Source organism: Streptomyces lydicus, from assembly GCF_004125265.1.
GTDB classification, from domain to species: Bacteria; Actinomycetota; Actinomycetes; order Streptomycetales; family Streptomycetaceae; genus Streptomyces; species Streptomyces lydicus_C.
The window spans coordinates 4,691,671-4,711,168 of sequence record NZ_RDTE01000003.1; the positions used below are offsets into that span (position 1 = coordinate 4,691,671).

Here is a 19,498-nt window from a genome sequence, read left to right on the forward strand (position 1 = left end):
GTTTGACGTAAGGCGACGGCGCGGAAATGGGCGGCAGAATCCCCGGAATCCCCGGTCACGGGCCAAAGGGCCGTGCCGATGCGAGGGGGGCTCGCTTAGCGCCCACCCGGGTGAAACACCTGCATGTCGCACTCCCCGGGACCCCGGAAAACCATATTGCCGGGTTAGTTGGTGCGTGCCCACCGGTCGTGGCGAGTACCGCGTCACGGCGTTGCCGGAGCACAGCGGAGGATTCCCGTCATGCCGTCGCCCCTCGCCAAACGGTCCGCCGAAAGGCTCCTGCTCGTGCTGCTGGTCCTCCTGGGCGTCGCGGGCCTGGCCGGTCTCACCGGCCCGGCCGCGGCGGCCGCCGGGCAGCCCTTCGGCCCGCCGGGACCCGACTGGGAGCGCATCGCCGCCTGTGAGAGCAACGGCCGCTGGCACATCAACACCGGCAACGGCTACCACGGCGGCCTGCAGATCGACCCCGCCACCTGGCGTGCCTACGGCGGCCTCCGCTACGCCCCACGTGCCGACCTCGCCACCCGCGCCGAGCAGATCGCCGTCGGTGAGCGCATCGCCCGGGACCGCGGCCTGTCCGCCTGGCCCAACTGCGCAGGCGCCACGAACGGTTCCGCCGGCAGCTCCGCCCCCGCCGACCGGCAGACGTCAGCCGACCGGCAGACCGCCGCGGCCGACCGGATTCCCGCGGCCGACAGTGCCCCCGCTGCCGACCGGGCCCCCGCTCCGCGCGCCCACCGCGCGCGCATCGCCACCAAGGCCCGCAGCTATGTCGTGCACCGTGGCGACTGCCTTTCCGACATCGCCGAACGCGCCCACACCCGGGGCGGCACCAAAGGCCTCTACGTCCTGAACAAGCATGCGCTCGACCAGGGCCCGGACCGCATCTACCCCGGACAGCGGCTGCGGCTGCGGAGGTGAGTCGCGGCGGTTCGTGCCGGCGACGGAGAGAGCCGTCACGGTGAATCCGCTGCTCGGTCAGAGTGAATGCGTGGGACGGGCCGTTGCTCAGGCTTGGCGGATGGGAGAAGGCCCGATAGCAAGTCCGCGGGTACCCAACCGCGAGGTGCAGGAGCACACAGTGAAGAACATGGCACGCGTCAATTTCGTGATCGCAGGAGCTTGCGGCCTGCTCCTGGCGGCCGGGGCGGCGCCCGCCCAGGCATGGGACGGGGGGCCGTACGGCCTCGACGGGGTGTGGAACAGCGACACGGTGGCCAGCTTCCACGCCGGCTTCAGCTGCCGCAACCGGGCAAGGATCTGCATCAACGGCCCGCTGAACAGCGGAAACGTCAGCAACTCGCAGAATGTCCACCTGTCAGGCAACAACACCGACAGCGGCAGCCCGACCAACGTCAACGGCAACACCAACGACGACGCCGGCGGCACCACCGGAGCCGAGAACAAGACCAGCAACGACATCCAGCACATCGGCCGCGGCGGCAAGCAGCAGTTGTGACCCGGATCTGATCCGGACCGACCCGGTCCTGATCCGGACCCGACCCGGTCCTGATCCGGCCCTGATCCGGCCTTGAACCACTCCTCCGGCTCCGGCTCGTCCGGGGCCGGAGGGGTGTGCGGCGGATGAGCGGCGGTGGTACGGCAGTGAGTACGGAGGCGGGTGCGGCGGCGTTCCCTTCCCGGGCCGCCGCGCCCGTACACGACGATCGCCCGGCGGACGGTCCGCCGGGCGATCGATGGACGGCGCGCGGGCCGTGGCCGCAGTCGTCCTCAGGAGGTCATGGCCCGCTCGGTCGGGCCCGCTCGGTCAGGCCCGCTCAGTGCAGGAAGCCTCCGAGGATGCGCTGGATGTTGTTGCTGCTGCCCGCCGATGCACCGGTGGCGGAGTTCGCGCTGTTGGTGGACCCGTTGGTGTTGTGGATATTGCCGCTGTTGTTGGGGTTGCCGTGGTTGAGGAAGTTGCCGCTGTTGAGGCTGTTGCCGCTGTGCACCGGCCCGTTGATGCAGGGGTGCGGGGACTTGAACACCGGGGACTTGTAGTTGAAGTCCGCGAGGCGGTTGTTGCAGACCACCCCGGAGACCATGCCGGTCACGGTGCCGACATCGGCGCCTGCCACGGCCGAGAGCAGGGACTCGCCCGGAACGGTCTGCGCACGGGCCATCCCGCTGCCGAACAGCACCAGCCCGCACGCCCCGACGATACTTCCCGCCTGCACAATTCTTCTCACGTCGCTCCTCGCCGATTCGTCCTTCTGATGCCAGACGTATCGTGCTGCCGTTGCCGTCCCGCAGCCCCCTTCAACCCGCGAAGAGTAAAACGCTCGTCGGCCACAATCAGCCGGGTGGCCCAACAATTCGCGAGCGTTTCCGGGGAGGCGAAGACGTGTGCGCGGGCACGCCGGCGACGGGGGTGCCCACGGCCCTCTACAGCACCAGCCGCTCCGGCATGGGCTGCTCCACACCGTCCAGCTCCAGCGTGCAGCGGGGCATGGAGGGGACCAGGTGCGGCTGGCGCAGCAGGACCCGGAAGGGGTGGGCGGGCTCTTCGGGGAGTTCGCCGGTCAGCACGTTCATGCCGGCGCTGTGTTCCTTCCGGTACGCGACCACCTTGCCGTCGACCAGCAGCTCGATCTCCCCGGTCCGGCCGGGCCCGACATTCACGGTGATCGAGTGATCACCCTGGTCCAGGTGGAAGTGGTGGCGATGTCCCATGACGCACCTCCGGCGAATCGGTCCGTACCACCAGCGTGCCACCCCTGCGACCGGCAGTCCTTTCGTGCCGCGCGCGCACCTCCCGCGCGGGCGGTGCGCGCGACAATGGGGGTGGGCGCCGGATCGGCCGGTTCACGGAGTGCGGGCCGTCACGGCCTGCTCCCGGGGAGCGGGCGCCGGGCCGGCAGGAGACGACGATGAACGGCTCGGTCCGTGTCGGACAGGTGGTCGGGGTGCCGCTGCGCATGCACTGGAGCGTGCCGCTGCTGGTGGGCCTGTTCGCGTACGGACTCGGCCATCAGGGCCTGCCCGTCTGGACGCCGGGCCGCTCGGACACTGTCTACGCCCTGGCCGGTGTCATCGGGGCCGTGCTGCTCATGGGCAGCCTGCTGCTGCACGAGACGGCGCATGCGGCGACCGCGCTGCGGAAGAAGATCTCCGTCCAGGACGTGACGCTGTGGGCGCTGGGCGGTACGACCCGGATGGGGCGGCCGCAGTCCGCCCGCGCGGCCTTCGCGGTGGCCGTCAGCGGGCCGCTCACCAGCCTGGTCATCGGCGGCATCGCGCTCGGGGCCGGCTTCGGGCTGCACGGGCTGTCCGGCTGGGCGGTGCCCTCCGTCGTCCTGGCGTGGCTGGGCTGGGCGAACCTCTTCCTGGGCGTGTTCAATCTGCTGCCCGCGGTGCCGCTGGACGGTGGGCGGGTGGTGCAGGCGGTGCTGTGGTGGCGCACCGGGGACCGGGACCGGGCGGATCTGGCGGCGTCCCGGGGCGGTCAGATCATGGGGGTGCTGCTGGTGGCCGCCGGCTGGATCTCCGTACTGCGCGGCGCACCTGGCGGGCTGTGGATCGTCTTCATCGGCCTCTTCGTCATGGTCGTCGCCGGGGCGGAGCGGCGCCGGGCCGCCCTGCACACCGCACTGCGGGGGGTGCGGGTCGCCGAGGCCATGACCAGCCCGGTGGCGACCGGCGCCGACTGGCTGACCGTCCAGCGCTTCATCGACGAGGTGGTCGTGCACTCCCGCCACTCCGTGCTGCCGCTGCTCGACTTCGACGGCCGCCCCAGCGGCATCGTGCAGCTCCGCCGGCTCGCGGCGGTGCCAGGACCGAGCCGGGAGACGGTGCGGGTACGCGAGGCGGCGACCCCGCTGTCCCAGTGCGCGGTCGCCGCTCCGGACGATCTGCTGAGCGACGCGCTCGACAAGATCAGCCTGCGTACCGGCGCGCGCCTCCTCGTCGTGGACGCAGGGCACCTGGTGGGGATCGTCACCGGGAAGGACATCGTCCGGATGATGCAGCGGACCACGCTGAGCGGGAGGCGGACGGGCGGGCAGACGGGCGGACAGACCGACTGGGGGAGGGGCGGACAGACGGGCTGACAGACGGGCGGGCCGACGGCTGACGCAGCGGCGCCGGACCGGCTGACCGGACGGCACACCCCGCCGCCGATGTCCTCGACGGGCGACCGAGGGGGCCGGGTGGCCACAATGGACGTACGGCGGGCACGGGGGAGGACGGCCCGCCGTAGCGGAGCACCGGAGCACCGGAGCCGGCCCATGCCCTACCTCACCGTGACCGCCCTGAGCCACACCGGGCTGATCCGCGAGCACAACGAGGACAGCCTGGTGGCCGGGCCCTGGACGCTCTGCGGCACGGTGACCGAGAACCCGCAGACGCTGGTGTTCCCGCTCGGCACCCCGCTGGTCGTCGCGGTCGCCGACGGGATCGGCGGTCAGCCGGGCGGGGAGGTGGCCAGCGCACTGGTCGTCCGGGAGCTGGCCGCGCTGGGCCCTTCGCTGGAGGGCGAGGGGGCGGTGCGGGAAGCCGTGGACGTCTGCAACCGTGCGGTGTACGCGGCGGCCGAGCGGGACCCGGAGCTGACCACCATGGGCACCACGGTCGCCGGTGTGGTCGTCCTGGAGAAGTCCGTACTGGTCTTCAACGTCGGTGACAGCCGGGTCTTCGAGGCGGCCGGCGACGGCCTGCGCCAGGTGAGCGTGGACGACAGCCCACCGCTGTGGCCGGGACGGCGCACCACCTCGCTCCTCACCCAAGCGCTCGGCGGCGCCCGGCAGTTCAGCGCCGTCGTCCCGCACCTCACGACCGCGCCGCTGTCCGTGGGCGACCGCTATCTGGTGTGCAGCGACGGGCTGACCGACCCCGTCCCCGAGGAGGAGGTGGGCGGTCTGCTGCGGCTCCACTCCGGCGGCCGGGCCGTCTTCGAACTGTGGAAGGCCGCCATCGAGGCGGGCGGGCCCGACAACATCACGCTGGCGCTGATCACTGTCGGGGAGTGAGGCGGGGCCCGGTCGAGGGCGTACGGCGGGACCCGGCCGGGGGCGGGCGGCCCGCTCTCGGGATAACCCCAGCACGCGTCTCCCGGCAGCCGGATGGGCGCCGGGCCGCCGCCCAACAACAGTTCCCCCATGACGACTTACCGGACGACCCACCGTACGACTCACCTGACGGCACACGCCCGCCGCGCCCTGGTGCTCACCCTCTCCGCCACGGCCGTCGCCGGCACCCTGGCCGCTCTCTCCCCGGCGGCCCGTGCCCAGTCTCCCGGCGCCGCGGCCCGCGCCCCCGGCGCCGCGGGGCCCGCCCTCGCCTGGGGGCCGTGCGCCGAGCCCGGCCTTCCCGGGCAGGAGTGCGCCGAACTGCCCGTACCGCTCGACTACCGCGACCCGGACGGGCCGCAGCTCGCCCTCGCCGTGTCCCGGGTGCGCAGCGACCGGCCGGCGGCCCGCCGGGGCACGCTGCTGGTGATACCCGGCGGTCCTGGCGGATCCGGGGTGGCGCGGCTGGTGGCGAAGGGGAAGGCGCTGGAGAAGGAGATGGCCGGGGCCTACGACCTCGTCAGCTTCGATCCCCGGGGGACGGGCGGCAGTGCGAAGGCGGGCTGCGGACTCGACGCCGGCGACCGGCAGCTGGTCGCCCTGCGGTCCTGGCCCGCGCCGGACGGCGGCATCACGGAGAACACCGCCCGGTCCCGGCGGATCGCCGAGGCCTGCACCCGTCACGGCGGTGCCGTGCTGCGCAGCATGTCCACCGCGAACGAGGTGCGCGATATCGACCGCCTCCGCCAGGCCCTGGGCGAGGAGAAACTGTCGGCCTGGGCCGCCTCGTACGGGGTCTACCCCGGGGCGGTGTACGCGCAGAAGTACCCGCAGCACACCGACCGCTGGGTGCTGGACAGCAGCGGCGACCCCGACCCGTCCAGGGTGGGGCGGGGGTGGCTGGCGAATGTGTCGGTGGGCGTGGACGACGGGTTCCCCGACTTCGCGGCCTGGGCGGCGGACCCCGCCCGGGAGAGCGAGGGGCTGCGGCTGGCCGAACGCCCCCAGGACGTACGGCCGTTGTTCCTCGCGCTGGCGGCGAAGCTGGACCGGGCGCCGAAGGAGTCCGCGACGAAGGGCGTCCCGCTGACCGGCAACCTGCTGCGCCAGGCCCTGCTCAACGCCCTGCAGGGCGGCAGCCGCTTCCCTCAGCTGGCCCGGCTCGTCCGGCAGGCCCAGGACCCGGCCGCCCGGCCGGTGCTGCCCGATGCCCTCGCCGGGCCGATGCCGGATGACCAGGCCGCGGCGATGCTGGCGACCGTCTGCAACGACGTGCGCTGGCCGGCGTCGGCCGCCGTCTACCGGCGCGCGGTGGCCGTCGACCGTGTCCGGCACCCGCTCACGGCCGGGATGCCGGCGAACATCACGCCCTGCGCCTTCTGGAAGGACGCACCGGCACAGAAGCCCACGCGGATCACCGCCGACGGCCCGTCCAACATCCTGATGCTCCAGAACCGCCGGGACCCCGCCACGCCGTACTCCGGTGCCCTGAAGATGCGTCAGGCCCTGGGCGGCAGGGCCCGCCTGGTCACCCTGGACCACATCGGCCACGAGGCCTACCTCGGCAACGGCACCGCCTGCGGGGACCGGGCGGTCACCGCCTTCCTGACGGCGGGGCGGCGCCCGGAGCGGGACGCGTACTGCTCCGACTGAGCCGGGGCCCGCGACGGGGCCGGTGCCGGTGACGGCGGGCCCCTGGGGAGACCGGCGGGCCCCTGGGGAAACCTCCCCGGGGACCTCTAGGGAGGCCTCCCCCTGACGCGGACGGGCGACATGTCCGGCGGTGTGCGCCGTGCGGGGCGGCGCCGCGTCTAGGTTGGCCGGATGAGCGCGGCAGGGAGCACCGTCCGGGCAGAAGTGCTCCTGGGCACGCTGGGATCCGCCCTGCTGGGCGCCGGCGGATGGGGGTCCGGTGCGCTGCCGCGGGGCGTCCCCGACGGGGTGTGGGGGCGGCCCGGCGCGCCGCTGCAGTGTGTGGGTGTCGCCGTGTCGTACGCCGGGCTGGTGCTGCTGATCGCCGCGTGGTGGCGGCTGGGGACGCGGGTCGCGGACGGGACGGCCGGCGGGTGGCGGCCGCTGCGCAGGGCGCTGTGGTGCTGGGTGCTGCCGCTGGTGCCGGGCCCGTTGCTGGGCAGCAGCGACGCCTACAGCTACCTCGCCCAGGGCGCGCTGGCGGGCCGCGGACGCGATGTGTACGCGCTGGGCCCGGCGGCGCTGGGCGGGCCGCTCGCGGCGAACGTCCCCGGGATGTGGCACGACACCCCGGCCCCCTACGGGCCGCTGTCCGTAGCGGCGGCGCGGACCGTGGTGGCGGTCACCGGGGAACACCATGTGGTGGCCGCCGCCCTGGGGCTGCGGCTGCTGGCGGTGGCCGGGCTGGCCCTCCTGGTGTGGGCCCTGCGACGGCTGGCGGAGGCGGCGGGCGCCGGTGCGGCCGGGGCGCTGTGGGCCGGCGCGCTCAACCCGCTGGTGCTGCTGCACCTGGTCGGCGGGGCGCACAACGAGGCGCTGATGCTGGGGCTGATGGCCGCTGGGCTGCTGGCGTTTCGCCGGGGGCGCCGGTGCGTGGGAACCGTCGTGCTGACCGCGGCGGTGCTGGTGAAGGCTCCCGCCGTGGTGGCCCTGCTGTGCGCGGCGGCGGTGAGCGTGGCGGGGCGGGACGGCGGGTGGCGGCGGGTGCGGCGGGCGGCGGGGATCGCCGCGGTGGCCGCGACCGCCCTGGTGGCGGGGGTGGCGGGGTGCGGCCAGGGGTGGGGGTGGCTGTGGACCCTCCGTACGCCCGCCGAGGTCCACACCCTGCTGTCCCTGAGCACGGACGCGGGCCATCTGCTGGGCTGGGCCGCGCGGGGGCTGGGGTGGGGCACCGCGGCCGGTGCGATGACCGCCGCGCGGCTGGCCGGGCTGCTGGTGGGCCTGGGGGCGGTGGGCTACTGGGTGCGGTGCGCCCCGCGGGCCGGCGCCGAGCGGGCGACGGGGGCGGCGCTGCTGGTGCTGGTGGCGGCCGCTCCGGTGGCGCAGCCGTGGTACGCGCTGTGGGCGGTGGTGCCGCTGGCGGCGGTGTCCTGGCGGCGGCTGGCGGGGCGTGGCGCCCGGGCGGCGGTGGTGGGGCTGACGCTGGTGGTGATGCCCTCGGGGCAGGGGCCCACCTGGGTGAGCGGGCCGGCGGCCGTCGTCGGGGGAGCGGTGGCACTGGCGGCGGTGCTGTGGTGGGCGTCTACGGCGCGGCCGGTGCCGGTGCCGGCCGCCGTCGTCCCCCGCGCAGCAGCCACCACGCGCCGGTGAGCGCGCCGAGCGGAATCTCCAGCAGATGCGTGAAGGTGGCGAACAGCAGCATGGCCGAGGCCACGGCCGCGGGGGCGCCGCCGAGGGCGACCAGCGCGACGGCGGCGGCGCACTCGGTGACGCCGATGCCGCCGGGGGTGAGGGCGATCTGGGTCAGCAGCCGGCTGGCCGCGAACACCGCCAGCGCCTCGCCCGCACCCGTACGGGAGCCCGCCGCCTGCAGACAGGCCAGGAACAGCGCGCCCTGGGCCGCGAGGGTGGCGGCCATACCGCACACCAGCCGCGCCCAGGAACGGCGGACGATGTCCCGGCTCTCGTCGCGCAGCCGCACCGCGAGCTCCCGGGCCCGCCCGGCGAGGCGCCGCAGCGCTCCGGCGGGCGCGGCCCGCAGGCGGGCGGCGGGTGCCCGGCGGCAGCGGCGCAGCACCGGCCACCCGGCCGCCAGCACCACCGGCAGGGCGAGGACCGCCCCGCCCGCGGCCGCCGCCCAGCCGATGCCGGGTACCGGGGTCCCCACCAGCATCAGTGCGCCCACCGCCGACAGGACCAGCCGCGCGGCCACGTTGCACACCCCGGTGAGCGCGACACACACGGCCACGGCGTGCGGCGGATGCCCCCAGCGGCGCGTCATGGCGTAGGTGACCGCAACGCCCGCACCGCCGCCGAGCGGCAGCAGGTTGCTGACGGCGCTGCCGGTGCAGTGCACCAGCATGGCCTGACGCTGCGTCAGTCCGGGCAGTGCGGCGCCGAGTACGTAGGTGTAGCTCCACAGCGTGGCACCCGCCAGGGCGCACAGCAGCGCCACCTGCGGGCCGCTGATGTGCCCGAGGTGGGCCCGGACGGCGGCCCAGTCGGTGCCCGCCGCCCTCGGTACGGCCAGCGCCAGCAGGACGAGGCCCGCGGCGGAGGAGAGCAGTCCCAGCAGCCGCAGGGCGGACTTCGGCAGCCGCGCGCGGAGCGGTGTCATCGGGTGGGCGCCGTCGCCGCGGCGCCCGGCAAGGTGGCCAGCGGATCGCGCAGGACGGGGCCCGCGGGCAGCCCGCGCTGGATGAACCACTCGGTCCCCAGCACCTGGCGGAAGGCCGGTCCGGGCAGCCGGCCCAGGGCGGCCAGGGTGCGTTCGGAGTCGCCGCCCCGGGCCTGGCTGAGGTGCGCGGCCATGCTGGCGCGCTTGGCCCGCCAGTGCCGTTTGACCGGCACCCGGTGGGTGATCTCGGAGCGTGCGCCGTAGGCCTGCCGGAAGGAGTCCCGGTCGAACTCCGGCGGGAAGCGGTGGACCCAGGAGGCGGCGCGCAGCCCGCGCAGCAGGAGGGTGCGGTCGACGGTGGCCTCCAGCACCACCGGGGTGCCCGCCAGGCGGGCGGCGCGGTAGCCGACCCGGTGGACCTGGACGTGATCCGGGTGCCCGTAGCCGCCGGCCGGGTCGTAGACCGTCAGCAGGTCGGCGCGCTCCTCGGTGAGCAGCGCGGCCAGCCGGCCGGCCGCCTCCTCGACCTCGGCCGAGGCGAACGGCCGGGCGCCGCCGCCGGCCGGGGCCGGGCCGGGGGCGTGCCCGGAGTCGGCGTAGCCGAGGAAGGCGACCCGGGAGCAGCCCAGGATCCGGGCGGAGGCGTGCGCCTCCTCGCGGCGGACCTCGCCCAGGCCGCGCTCCCGCAAGGACGTCGGAGCCAGGCCGCGCTCGCCCGCCGTGGCCAGCACCAGCACCACGCGGTGTCCTTCACCGGCCAGGCGCGCCATGGTGCCGGCGGTCAGCAGCGCCTCGTCGTCCGGATGCGCATGAAAGAACAAGCACGTATGTCTCACGAACCATGCTTTACCACCCCATACTGGGGGACTTCACGCCCCATTTCGGAAGTGCAGCCATGATCCTTCACATTTCAGACTGCTTTGCGCCGCGGACCGGAGGTATCGAGATCCAGGTCGCCGCGCTGGCCGCTGCGCAGCACCGGGCGGGCCAGGCCACCGAGGTCGTCACCGCGACGCCCGCCGGGCCGGGGGCGGAGACGGCCCCGTGGCCGTACCCCGTGCACAGGATCAGCGCGCGGCTGCCCGGCCAGCTGCCCGTTCACCCCAGAGCGGGACACGCCATCGACCGGCTGTTGACGGCACGTCACCCGCGGGTGGTGCATGTGCACCTGGGCGCGGCCTCCCCGTTCGCGTGGGCCGCGCTGGCCTGCGCCCGCCGCCGGGGCATCCCCGCCGTGGCCACCGTCCACAGCATGTGGGACCCGGTGGTGCGCGCGCTGTACCGGCTGCTGAGCCGGACCGGGCACGGCCCCACCGCTCCGGTGGCCGTGACGACCGTGAGCAGGTCGGCCGCCCGGCTGATCCGGCAGGCCCTTCCTGACGTCACCCCCCGGGTCATCCCCAACGGCATCGACGCCGCGTGGTGGCGCAGCCCGGGAGCCGCGGTCGAGCGCCAGGACGGCCGGGTGCACGTCGTCGCCGTCGGCCGGCTGGTGCCGCGCAAGGAGCCGATGGAGCTGCTGGCGGCGCTGCACTCCGCCCATGCGCGGATGTCCCGGCGGGGCACCGCCCTGCGCGCCACGTTCGCCGGCGCCGGGCCCAGCGCGGGGCCGATACAGCGCTATCTGCGCCGCAACGGGATGGACAGCTGGATCCGCCTCGCGGGCCGGCTGCAGCCCGGGGAGGTACGGGAGCTGCTGGCCGGGGCCGACCTGTTCGTCAACCCCTCCCGCCGGGAGTCCTTCGGGATCGCGGCCCTGGAGGCGCGCACCAGCGGCCTGCCGGTGCTGGCCCGGGCGCACACCGGCGTCGCCGACTTCGTACGGCACAACCGTGAGGGGGCGCTGTGCGGCCACTCCGCCTTCGCGCTGGCCGACGAGGTGCTGTGGCTGGCCCGTACCCCGGGGGCGCGGCGCACCCTGGCCGCCCACAACTGGGAGACCGAGCCGGTGCACTGCACCTGGCCCGTGGTCACCGAAGCGTTCGCCCACGCCTACGACGACGTCACCCGCTGACGCCCCGTCATCCCGCATACGTCCGGCGGCCTCCGGGAAGCGTGGCCACCGCAACGGCCGGAAGGTTCTCATGCACCGCCTCCTCGACCGCGCGCACCGCGCCCTCTTCGCCGCGCTCTCCCTCCTCGGCCTCCGCGGCCAGGGACGGGTCCTGCACTGGTACTTCGACTGGTGGCACCGGCGTCCTGACCCGTGGGGCCTGGCCGTGGACGACTACGAGCAGTTCAAGTACGCGACGACCCTGCGGCAGCTCCCCCGGCGCCCCTACCGGCGGATCCTGGACGTCGGGTGCAGCGAGGGAGCCTTCACCCACCGGCTCGCGGCGGCGTTTCCGCAGGCGGAGATCACCGGTGTGGACATCTCGGAGCGGGCGCTCGCCCGGGCCCGCGCTTCCGCGCCCGGCCGCGCCTCGGTGTCCGGCCGTGCCGCCCCCGCTTCCCGGTCCGTACGGTCTCCCCGGTCCGTGCGGTCTCCCCGATTCGTGCGGCTGAACATCCTCACCGCGCCACCACAGGACCGCTTCGACCTCGTCTTCTGCGCCGAGCTGCTGTACTACCTGGGCCGGCACCGGCATCTGCGGCGGGCCTGCGCCCATCTGACGCGGTCCGTGGCACCCGGTGGACTGCTGGTCCTGGTGCACCCCTGGCCGGAGTCACGCAGGTTCTGTGCGTACTTCGAGGCCGTCGCCGGGTTCCGCTGTGTGGTCGAGCAGGTGGAGGCGGATTCCTTCCGCCCGTTCGCGGTCAGCGTTTACGAGGCCCCAGGCGCGGCCCGGCCGGGGGACGTGCGGACCCCGGGCACCGGTGCGGAGCAGGGCCGGGGCGAATGAGTCCGCCGGTGGACGTCCCGGCGGCCGGTCCTCCGGACGGCGGTTCTCCCGGTGGCGGTCCTTCGGTCGGTGGCCCTTGCGGCGGTGGTCCTTCGGTCGGTGGCCCTTCCGGCGGTGGCCCTCCGGGAACACGCCCGGGCGTACGGCGTACCGGGGCGGCGCGCCGGATCCTGGCCCGCCGTCCGGGCACCGTACTGCTCCTCGCCGCCACGGCGATGCTGCTGCTGGTGTGGATCCCGGCCTGCCTGCGCGTCGGCATGGTGGATCTGCGGGTCTACCGGACCGCGGCCCCGCATCTGCTGAGCGGCGATCTGTACGCCTTCCGGCTGGAGCTGCCCGGCCCCGACCTGTTCCCGCTGCCGTTCACCTATCCGCCCTTCGCCGCGCTGCTCTTCCTCCCGCTGTCCTGGCCGCCGTGGCCGCTGGTGAGCGCCGCCTGGACCGCGGCCTCGGTCCTGGCGCTCTGCGTCCTGGTCCACTGCTGCCTGCGGATGGCCGACCCGGCCGCCAAGCCCGGACGGCACCGCCGGCGGGTACTGCTGTGGAGCGCCGCCCTGCTGTGGACCGAGCCGGTCGCCGTCACCCTCGCGCTCGGGCAGGTCAACCTGCTGCTGGCGGCGGGCGTCGCGTACGCGGTCGAGCGGCGCTCGGCGGCAGCGGCCGGGCTCGGTGTGGGTCTCGCCGCCGGGGTGAAGCTGGTCCCGGCCGTCACCGGCCTCTACTTCCTGGTGCACCGGCGCTGGTCGGCGGCGTGCTGGTCGGCCGCGGTGGCCGCCGCCACCGTCGCGGCCGGGTGGTGGGCGGCACCCCGGTCAGCGGCCGGCTTCTGGCTGCACGCGGTCGGCGACGCCGCACGGGTCGGCCCGGTCGGCTCGGCGCTCAACCAGTCGGTGCGCGGGGCGCTGTCCCGCACGCTCGGCCACGACGCCGGCTGGTCCGCCCCCTGGTGGGCCTGCGCCGTCCCGGCGGCTCTGCTCGCGCTGACGGCCGTGGTGCGCGCCGCCCGCCGCACCGATCCCCTCGGCGCGCTGCTCGCCGTCCAGCTCCTCGGCCTGCTGACCAGCCCCATCTCGTGGTGCCATCACTGGGTCTGGGCCGTCGCGGCCGTCCTGTGGCTGACCCATGCGCCGCACCGGACCCGGGCCCACACCGCGGCCCTGACCGCCTGGTGCCTCGCCCTCGCCGGATTCCTCATCCACTGGCTGGCCCTGGCCCAGCCGGACATCTGGCGCTTCGGCCGCCCCTGGTACCTCGCCGCGCTCGGCTGGGGCTACCCCGCCTGCGCCGTCCTCACCCTCGTCGCCCTGCTGCTGCCCGTCACCGGGAAGGCGACGGACCGGGCCGGGGACTCCCGCCGCCCACACTCCCTCGTCCCGGCCGGGGCGTCCGCGGCGGAGGCGTCCGGGGCCCGGGCGTCCGCGGTGGGGGATTCCGGGGCCTGGTCCTAGCGGCCGCCGCCTGGGGTCCCGGACGGCCCGGCTCGCTGCGCTCAGGCCTGCACGGTGGGGCGGACGACGATCTCGCTGACGTCGACGCCGTCGGGCTGTCCGATGGCGTAGCCGATGGCGGAGGCGACGGCGGAGGGCGGCATGGCGATCTCGTCGCGCTGCCGGATCAGCGCGGCCGCGGCTTCGGGGCCGGCCCCCTTGCCGACTCCTTCGGTGTCGGTGAAGCCCGGCGAGACGAGGGTGACGCGCAGATCGGGTCCCGATTCCTGGCGCAGGCCCCCGGTGAGCACCTTCACCGCCGTCTTGGTGGCCGCATAGACCCCTGGGGGATTTGACGACGTAGGCCGCGGTGACGCCTGCGCGGCCACCGCCGGGAGCGGCGTCGCGGCCCCTGGCAAAGACACGCTTTAAGGGCTGTCCCGGCGGATTCCCTTGACGGCGGTGTCGAAGACCGGCCGGTAGGTGTTCCACCGTGCGTCCGGCGCGGAAAGGTAGATCACGTACTGGGTGTCGTCGGCGCCGCTGAACGCCAGCTCCACCGCCCGGTACTTCCGTTTCTTGCCGTCGAAGGTGAACTCCCAGTACCCCGCGGGCCGTCCGCGGAAGGCCGTGGGGTCCATCCGCACCCGCTCGTAGCCCGGGTTGTCCCGGCGGGTCTGGGCCTCTTCGGTCTGCCGCCAGTGCCGCAGCGGATCGGACCCGGCGAACTGCACGATGTTGATCCGCAGCCCCACCAGCCCGGACGGGTCCACATAGGCGACCTCGCCGCCGGGCGGATCCTTGCGCTTCCAGCCGTCCCGTACGGGCAGCGAGAAGCCCTGGCCCTCCTTCTGGAGGTGGTATCCGGCGGGGAGCGGGGGAAGCGGGGAAGGGCCGGCGCCCGAGGGGTGGGCGGCGGAGGCGGCGCCGGAAGGACGGCTGCCCGACGCGTCGACGCCGCCCCACGGCCACAGCAGGACCCCGCCGGCCACCAAGGCGGCGACCGCCGCGCCCGCGGCGAACCGCAGCACCGTACGGCGCCTGCGGCCGCCTCCTTGCGCGGGGTCCGTGGTGGCCTGCGCCGGGTGCGCCGGGTGCGCCGGGTGCGCCGTGGCCACGCCGGGCTGCGGCCGGGTGGGCGGGACGTCGAGGGCGCTACGTGTTCCGGAGGTGCCGTCCAGGGGGCGCTGCCAGGAGACGGTGGTGGCTCCGGCGGCCTCGCCCAGGAGGCGTTCGGCCTCGCGGGCGTCCATGCGCTGCCCGGGGTCCTTCCGGAGCAGGCTCTCGATCACGGGTGCCAGGTCCCCGGCGTTGCGCGGGGCGTCGTACTCCTCGGTGGCGATGGCGTACGCCGTCTCGATCGCGGTGTCCCGCAGGTACGGCGGCCGGCCCTCGACCGCCTGGTACAGCGTCGCGCCGAGGGACCACAGATCACTGGCCGGTCCCGGCTCGGCGATCGTGCTCCGGAGACGTTCCGGCGCCAGGTACTGGACCGACCCGACCAGCTCGCCGGTCCTGGTCAGCGAGGGCGTCCCGGACTGCACCGCGATCCCGAAGTCGGTGAGGACGATGCGTCCGTCCTTCCCGAGCAGCACATTGGCGGGCTTGACGTCCCGGTGCAGTACCCCGGCGTCGTGCGCGGCACGCAGCGCGCCGGCCATACCGCAGCCGATCCGGGCAGCCTGGTCCGGCGCCAGCGCACCGTGCCGCTTGACGAGGTCGCCCAGTGTGTCCGAGGGGACGTACTCCATGACGATGCACGGCAGACCCTCGTCGTCGACGACGTCGTGCACCACGATCACATGGGGGTGGGTGATCCGGGCGGCACTGCGGGCCTCGCGGCGGGTGCGTTCGTGGAGCGTCCGGATCTCGTCGTCGTCCAGATGCGGCGGGACGAACAGCTTCTTCACGGCGACATGACGGCCGAGCAAGACGTCCTCGGCCCGCCATACGGTGCCCATACCGCCGCGGCCCACCCGCTCCACGAGCCGGTACCGGTCGGCTATGAGCCGTCCCCGATCGGACACCGCGAGATCGTCTCCTTCGCACGGCCGGACAGCTTGCGGGAGCACCATAGCCCGAGCGTTCGCGCAGCCGTGAGAGCGGTGTTCTCCGGATCCGGGCACGGTGGTCGGGGGGTGGTCGGGGGGTGGCACGGGGCAGGTCCGGGGGCAGGTGCGGGCCGCGTGCGGGCGGGTGGGGCAACTGCCGCCGTGGGGGCCCGCGTTCGGGCGGAGTGCTGCGGGGGTGGTCGCGGGTCGGCTGCGGGGCGGGTGTGCGTCGGCTCCGGGCCGGCTCCGGTTCGGCTCCGGTTCGGCCGTGGTCCGGCAGTGGGGCTACGCGCCGGATGGTGCCACGATGGTGACGTGGTGGTGACGCGGTGGCGCCACTCTTCGCCATGGTGGCAGCACTTGGTGCCGTCATGGCGCCAGAAAGGCTTGCGTTGGCGTCATTGTGGTGCCACTATGGCGTTATGGACCTCACGCCGTATGTCGACAACCTCCGGCACGAGCTCGCGGTCGCCGCGGACGCGGGCGGAGACGAAGCCCGCGCCCTGGCCGAACGACTGACCACTCCGCTGGAGTCGGCCACCCGGCTCATCCTGCTCAACGCGCTGTCCTCCGCCATGGCCGAGGTCACCCGCGAGCTGGCACCGGGCTCGGTCGACGTACGGCTGCGCGGACTCGACCCCGAATTCGTGGTGACACCCTCGCCGGCGCCGGACCAGCTGTACGGGGAGCCCGAGGCGCCCGAGGACGTGCCGGGTGGCGGGCGGGCGCCCGTGCCCGCCGTCCCCGCGGACGGCGACGAGGGCGGTACCGCGCGGATCAACTTCCGCCTGCCCGCCCACCTCAAGTCCCGGGTCGAGGACGCCGCGAGCCACGAGGGCCTTTCGGTCAACGCCTGGTTGGTACGGGCGGTCGCCACGGCCCTGGAACCGGGCGAGAGTCCCCGCTCCGGCGGCCGCAGCCGCCACCGGGGCCAGCAGGGTTACACCGGCTGGGTCCGCTAGAGGGCCGCGCCGGCCGGCCTTCCCGGGCGTAGCGCACCACGTTCACCGCACACTGCCCACCGCGCACCCCTCACCTGACCACCTCTCACCGCCACACCACCGTTTCGCACCGCGCCACTTCTCATCTCACCCGCTCTACCAGCGGGAACGCTCACCACAGCCATGAGGACGGGACAGCCATGCCTACTTTTGACACCCCCGAACCGATCTCCGTCACCCTCGAATTCGACATGGGATCCGCCCGGATCACCGCGAGCAAGCGCACCGACACCGTCGTCGAGGTGCACCCGAGCGACGCCACTGCGGACGCCGACGTACGGGCCGCGCAGCAGACCAAGGTCACCTACTCCGGCGGCAAGCTGGTGGTCAAGGGGCCCAGGAAGCGCTCCCTCTTCGGCAAGTGCGGTTCGCTCGACGTGACCATCGAACTGCCGGCCGGCTCGGACGTCCTGGGCACCTCGCCGATGGCGGACTTCACCTGTGCGGGCCGCCTCGGCGAGTGCCGGCTCAAGACCTCGCTCGGCGATCTCCAGGTGGACGAGGCGGAGGCCGTGAACCTGCGGACCGACTATGGCGACATCCGGCTGGCGCGGGTGACGGGGGACGCCGAGCTCATCGCCGCGGGGCGGATCGAGGCCGGGGAGATCGCGGGCGCCGCGCTGGTCAAGAACGGCAACGGCGCGACCACGATCGGCGAGGTCACCGGCGCCCTGCGGGCGACCGCGTCCAATGGCCTGATCTCCGTCGGCGTCGCGCACACCGGGGTCGAAGCCAAGTCCGCCAACGGCGCCATCCGGATCGGTGAAGTGGCACGCGGCCGGGTCGTCCTCCGGGCCGCGCTCGGCGACCTGGAGGTCGGCATCCCCAAGTCCACCGCCGCCTGGCTCGATGTGGCCACCGGTGTCGGCACGGTGCGCAACTCCCTCGGACCGTCCGACGGCCCCGGTGACGCCGCCGAGACCGTCGAGGTCCGCGCCCACACCAGCCTCGGCGACATCGTGATCCGCCGCTCCTGACCACCAGCGTCTGGCCACCGCCGGTCCGCCACATCGCAGAACTCGTCGTATCGCAGAACTCGTCACCCGGAACGTGAAACCCGGAGAGGAACTGTCATGACCATGAAAAGCGCGGCCCGCTTATCGGCGTCCCGCCCACCGGAGCCCCGCCCGCCGGCGATCACCGCACGCGGATTAGCCAAGTCCTACGGCGACAAGGCCGTCCTCGACGGCATCGACCTGGACATCCCCGAGGGCACGGTGTTCGCCCTGCTCGGGCCCAACGGCGCGGGCAAGACCACCACCGTCCAGATCCTCTCCACCCTCATCCCGGCAAGCGCCGGCCAGGCGCAGGTCGCGGGCCGCGATCTGGTCAGCGAGGCCGACGCCGTACGTGCCGCCATCGGCGTCACCGGTCAGTTCTCGGCCGTGGACAACCTGCTCAGCGCCCGGGAGAACCTGCTCCTCATGGCGGACCTGCACCATCTAAGCCGCCGCGAAGGCCGCCGACGCGCCGACGAACTCCTGCAGCGCTTCGAGCTGACCGAGCCGGCCGCCAGACCCGCCGCCACCTTCTCGGGCGGTATGCGCCGCAAGCTCGACCTCGCGATGACCCTGGTCGGCGATCCGCGCCTGATCTTCCTCGACGAGCCGACCACCGGCCTCGATCCGCGCAGCCGGCGCACCATGTGGGAGATCATCCGCAGTCTGGTCGCCGAGGACGGCGTCACCGTCTTCCTGACGACGCAGTACCTGGAGGAGGCCGACCAACTCGCCGACCGGATCGCCGTCCTGGACCACGGCAAGCTGGTCGCCGAAGGCACCGCGGACGAGCTGAAGCAGCGGATCCCCGGCAGCCACATCCGCCTCAAGCTCGCCGACGCGGACCGACTGGCCTCGGCCGCCGCCCTCTTCACCGCGGCCGCCCGCGACGATGAAGCGCTCACCCTGCACATCCCCGGCGACGGCAGCATCCCCGCTCTGCGCACCGTCCTCGACACCCTCGACCGCGCGTCCGTGGAAGCCGAGGCGCTCACCGTGCACACCCCTGACCTCGACGAGGTCTTCCTCACCCTCACGGGGCGGCCCCCGCAGTCCGGCGCCACGGCCAACTCACTTGAGGGGAACGCCCGATGAGCTCTCTCCCGTACGCGATGCGCGACTCGATGACGATGCTGCGCCGCAACCTCAAGCGCGCACGGCGCTATCCCTCCCTGACGGTCTCGGTCGTCGCCATGCCGATCGTGATGCTGCTGCTCTTCGTGTACGTCTTCGGCGGCGCGCTCGGCAACGGGATCGGACTGCCGGGTGCGGCGAACGGCCGCGGCGCGTACGTCAACTACGTCGTTCCGGGCATCATCCTGATGACGGTGACCTCCGGTGCCCTCTCGACGGCCGTCTCGGTCTCCACCGATATGACCGAGGGCATCATCAACCGCTTCCGCACCATGGCGATCTCCCGTGCCTCCGTGCTGACGGGCCATGTGGTCGGCAGCGTCATCCAGAGCATGCTCAGCCTCGTCCTGGTCATCGCCGTCGCACTGGCGGTGGGCTTCCGGCCGGACGCCAGCCCCGTCAGGTGGCTCGCCGCCCTCGGCCTCCTGGCCCTGCTCTCCTTCGCGCTCACCTGGCTGGCGGCCGCGATGGGCATGGTGGCGAAAACCGTCGAGTCCGCGAGCAACGCCCCCATGCCGCTCACCTTCCTGCCCTTCCTCGGCAGCGCCTTCGTCACCCCCGACACCATGCCGGCCCCGCTGCGCTGGTTCGCCGAATACCAGCCCTTCACCCCGATCAACGAGACGCTTCGCGGCCTCCTGCTGGGCACGGAGATCGGCACCAATGGCGTCATAGCCCTGGCATGGGCCCTCGCGCTCAGCCTGGCCGGCTACCTGTGGGCGCGGGCCGCCTTCCGCCGCGGCGCCACGCGCTGAGCGCGGCCTCCGCGCCCGGGCCGCCCCCTTCACG

General features: G+C 74.1%; 18 protein-coding genes and 1 pseudogene. 13 read left to right on the plus strand and 6 right to left on the minus strand.

Annotated features, from left to right (window positions below; translation table 11 throughout):
- Positions 1–240: 240 nt before the first annotated feature.
- Positions 241–921, plus strand: coding sequence for a transglycosylase family protein (locus D9V36_RS22995; RefSeq protein WP_129295444.1), 681 nt, complete (start codon positions 241–243; stop codon positions 919–921).
- A gap of 169 nt (positions 922–1,090) precedes the next feature.
- Complete coding sequence (locus D9V36_RS23000) at positions 1,091–1,459, plus strand: hypothetical protein (protein WP_347239725.1); 369 nt, start codon at positions 1,091–1,093, stop codon at positions 1,457–1,459.
- A 319-nt stretch (positions 1,460–1,778) separates the two neighbouring features.
- Here the strand turns inward: D9V36_RS23000 and D9V36_RS23005 are convergent, their stop codons facing one another.
- Positions 1,779–2,177, minus strand: coding sequence for a hypothetical protein (locus tag D9V36_RS23005; protein ID WP_129298617.1), 399 nt, complete (start codon positions 2,175–2,177; stop codon positions 1,779–1,781).
- 208 nt (positions 2,178–2,385) lie between these two features.
- On the minus strand, positions 2,386–2,673 hold the full coding sequence (locus D9V36_RS23010) for a hypothetical protein (RefSeq protein ID WP_129295446.1): 288 nt from the start codon (positions 2,671–2,673) through the stop codon (positions 2,386–2,388).
- Between the two features lie 197 nt (positions 2,674–2,870).
- On the opposite strand from D9V36_RS23010, the gene D9V36_RS23015 reads away from it, so the two are divergent.
- The 4 genes from D9V36_RS23015 to mptB all read left to right on the plus strand — a co-directional run bounded on the left by D9V36_RS23015 (position 2,871) and on the right by mptB (position 8,288).
- Positions 2,871–4,049: a site-2 protease family protein gene (locus D9V36_RS23015; RefSeq protein WP_129295447.1), complete on the plus strand. Its 1,179-nt coding sequence runs from the start codon at positions 2,871–2,873 to the stop codon at positions 4,047–4,049.
- 177 nt (positions 4,050–4,226) lie between these two features.
- Positions 4,227–4,967: a PP2C family protein-serine/threonine phosphatase gene (locus D9V36_RS23020; RefSeq protein ID WP_129295448.1), complete on the plus strand. Its 741-nt coding sequence runs from the start codon at positions 4,227–4,229 to the stop codon at positions 4,965–4,967.
- Positions 4,968–5,096: 129 nt separating this feature from the next.
- Positions 5,097–6,659, plus strand: a complete 1,563-nt coding sequence (locus D9V36_RS23025; RefSeq protein ID WP_241720992.1) for an alpha/beta hydrolase — start codon at positions 5,097–5,099, stop codon at positions 6,657–6,659.
- A 171-nt stretch (positions 6,660–6,830) separates the two neighbouring features.
- On the plus strand, positions 6,831–8,288 hold the full coding sequence (gene mptB / locus D9V36_RS23030; protein WP_129295450.1) for a polyprenol phosphomannose-dependent alpha 1,6 mannosyltransferase MptB: 1,458 nt from the start codon (positions 6,831–6,833) through the stop codon (positions 8,286–8,288).
- Here the strand turns inward: mptB and D9V36_RS23035 are convergent.
- Both D9V36_RS23035 and D9V36_RS23040 read right to left on the minus strand, forming a co-directional pair.
- Positions 8,221–9,255 carry a lysylphosphatidylglycerol synthase transmembrane domain-containing protein gene (locus D9V36_RS23035; RefSeq protein WP_129295451.1) on the minus strand — a complete coding sequence of 345 codons (1,035 nt, stop codon included), beginning with the start codon at positions 9,253–9,255 and terminating at the stop codon, positions 8,221–8,223. The two genes, mptB and D9V36_RS23035, sit on opposite strands and share 68 nt — an antisense overlap.
- Complete coding sequence (locus tag D9V36_RS23040; RefSeq protein WP_129295452.1) at positions 9,252–10,076, minus strand: PIG-L deacetylase family protein; 825 nt, start codon at positions 10,074–10,076, stop codon at positions 9,252–9,254. Before D9V36_RS23040 ends, D9V36_RS23035 begins: the two co-directional genes overlap by 4 nt.
- 74 nt (positions 10,077–10,150) lie before the next feature.
- Here D9V36_RS23040 and D9V36_RS23045 point away from each other — a divergent pair, with 74 nt between their 5' ends.
- From D9V36_RS23045 to D9V36_RS23060, 3 genes are all read left to right on the plus strand, one after another.
- Positions 10,151–11,269 (plus strand): glycosyltransferase family 4 protein, encoded by a 1,119-nt coding sequence (locus D9V36_RS23045; RefSeq protein ID WP_129295453.1) that lies wholly within the window; start codon positions 10,151–10,153, stop codon positions 11,267–11,269.
- 70 nt (positions 11,270–11,339) lie between these two features.
- Positions 11,340–12,098, plus strand: a complete 759-nt coding sequence (locus D9V36_RS23050) for a class I SAM-dependent methyltransferase (protein WP_129295454.1) — start codon at positions 11,340–11,342, stop codon at positions 12,096–12,098.
- A gap of 8 nt (positions 12,099–12,106) precedes the next feature.
- Complete coding sequence (locus tag D9V36_RS23060) at positions 12,107–13,546, plus strand: glycosyltransferase 87 family protein (RefSeq protein WP_164993011.1); 1,440 nt, start codon at positions 12,107–12,109, stop codon at positions 13,544–13,546.
- Positions 13,547–13,587: 41 nt separating this feature from the next.
- Here D9V36_RS23060 and D9V36_RS23065 read toward each other — a convergent pair.
- Positions 13,588–13,897, minus strand: a pseudogene (locus D9V36_RS23065) (SDR family oxidoreductase); the annotation flags it as partial.
- Positions 13,898–13,953: 56 nt separating this feature from the next.
- Positions 13,954–15,552 (minus strand): serine/threonine-protein kinase, encoded by a 1,599-nt coding sequence (locus tag D9V36_RS23070; RefSeq protein WP_129295456.1) that lies wholly within the window; start codon positions 15,550–15,552, stop codon positions 13,954–13,956.
- A gap of 446 nt (positions 15,553–15,998) precedes the next feature.
- Here D9V36_RS23070 and D9V36_RS23075 point away from each other — a divergent pair, with 446 nt between their 5' ends.
- From D9V36_RS23075 to D9V36_RS23090, 4 genes are all read left to right on the plus strand, one after another.
- On the plus strand, positions 15,999–16,538 hold the full coding sequence (locus D9V36_RS23075; protein WP_129295457.1) for a hypothetical protein: 540 nt from the start codon (positions 15,999–16,001) through the stop codon (positions 16,536–16,538).
- Positions 16,539–16,717: 179 nt separating this feature from the next.
- Entirely contained in the window at positions 16,718–17,554 is an 837-nt protein-coding gene (locus D9V36_RS23080) for a DUF4097 family beta strand repeat-containing protein (RefSeq protein ID WP_129295458.1), read from the plus strand.
- A gap of 96 nt (positions 17,555–17,650) precedes the next feature.
- Complete coding sequence (locus tag D9V36_RS23085) at positions 17,651–18,670, plus strand: ATP-binding cassette domain-containing protein (RefSeq protein ID WP_431357692.1); 1,020 nt, start codon at positions 17,651–17,653, stop codon at positions 18,668–18,670.
- The gene (locus D9V36_RS23090; RefSeq protein WP_129295459.1) at positions 18,667–19,464 is read left to right on the plus strand and encodes an ABC transporter permease; all 798 of its coding nucleotides are present in this window, start codon (positions 18,667–18,669) and stop codon (positions 19,462–19,464) included. The genes D9V36_RS23085 and D9V36_RS23090 overlap by 4 nt, the downstream gene beginning before the upstream one ends.
- Positions 19,465–19,498 lie beyond the last annotated feature (34 nt).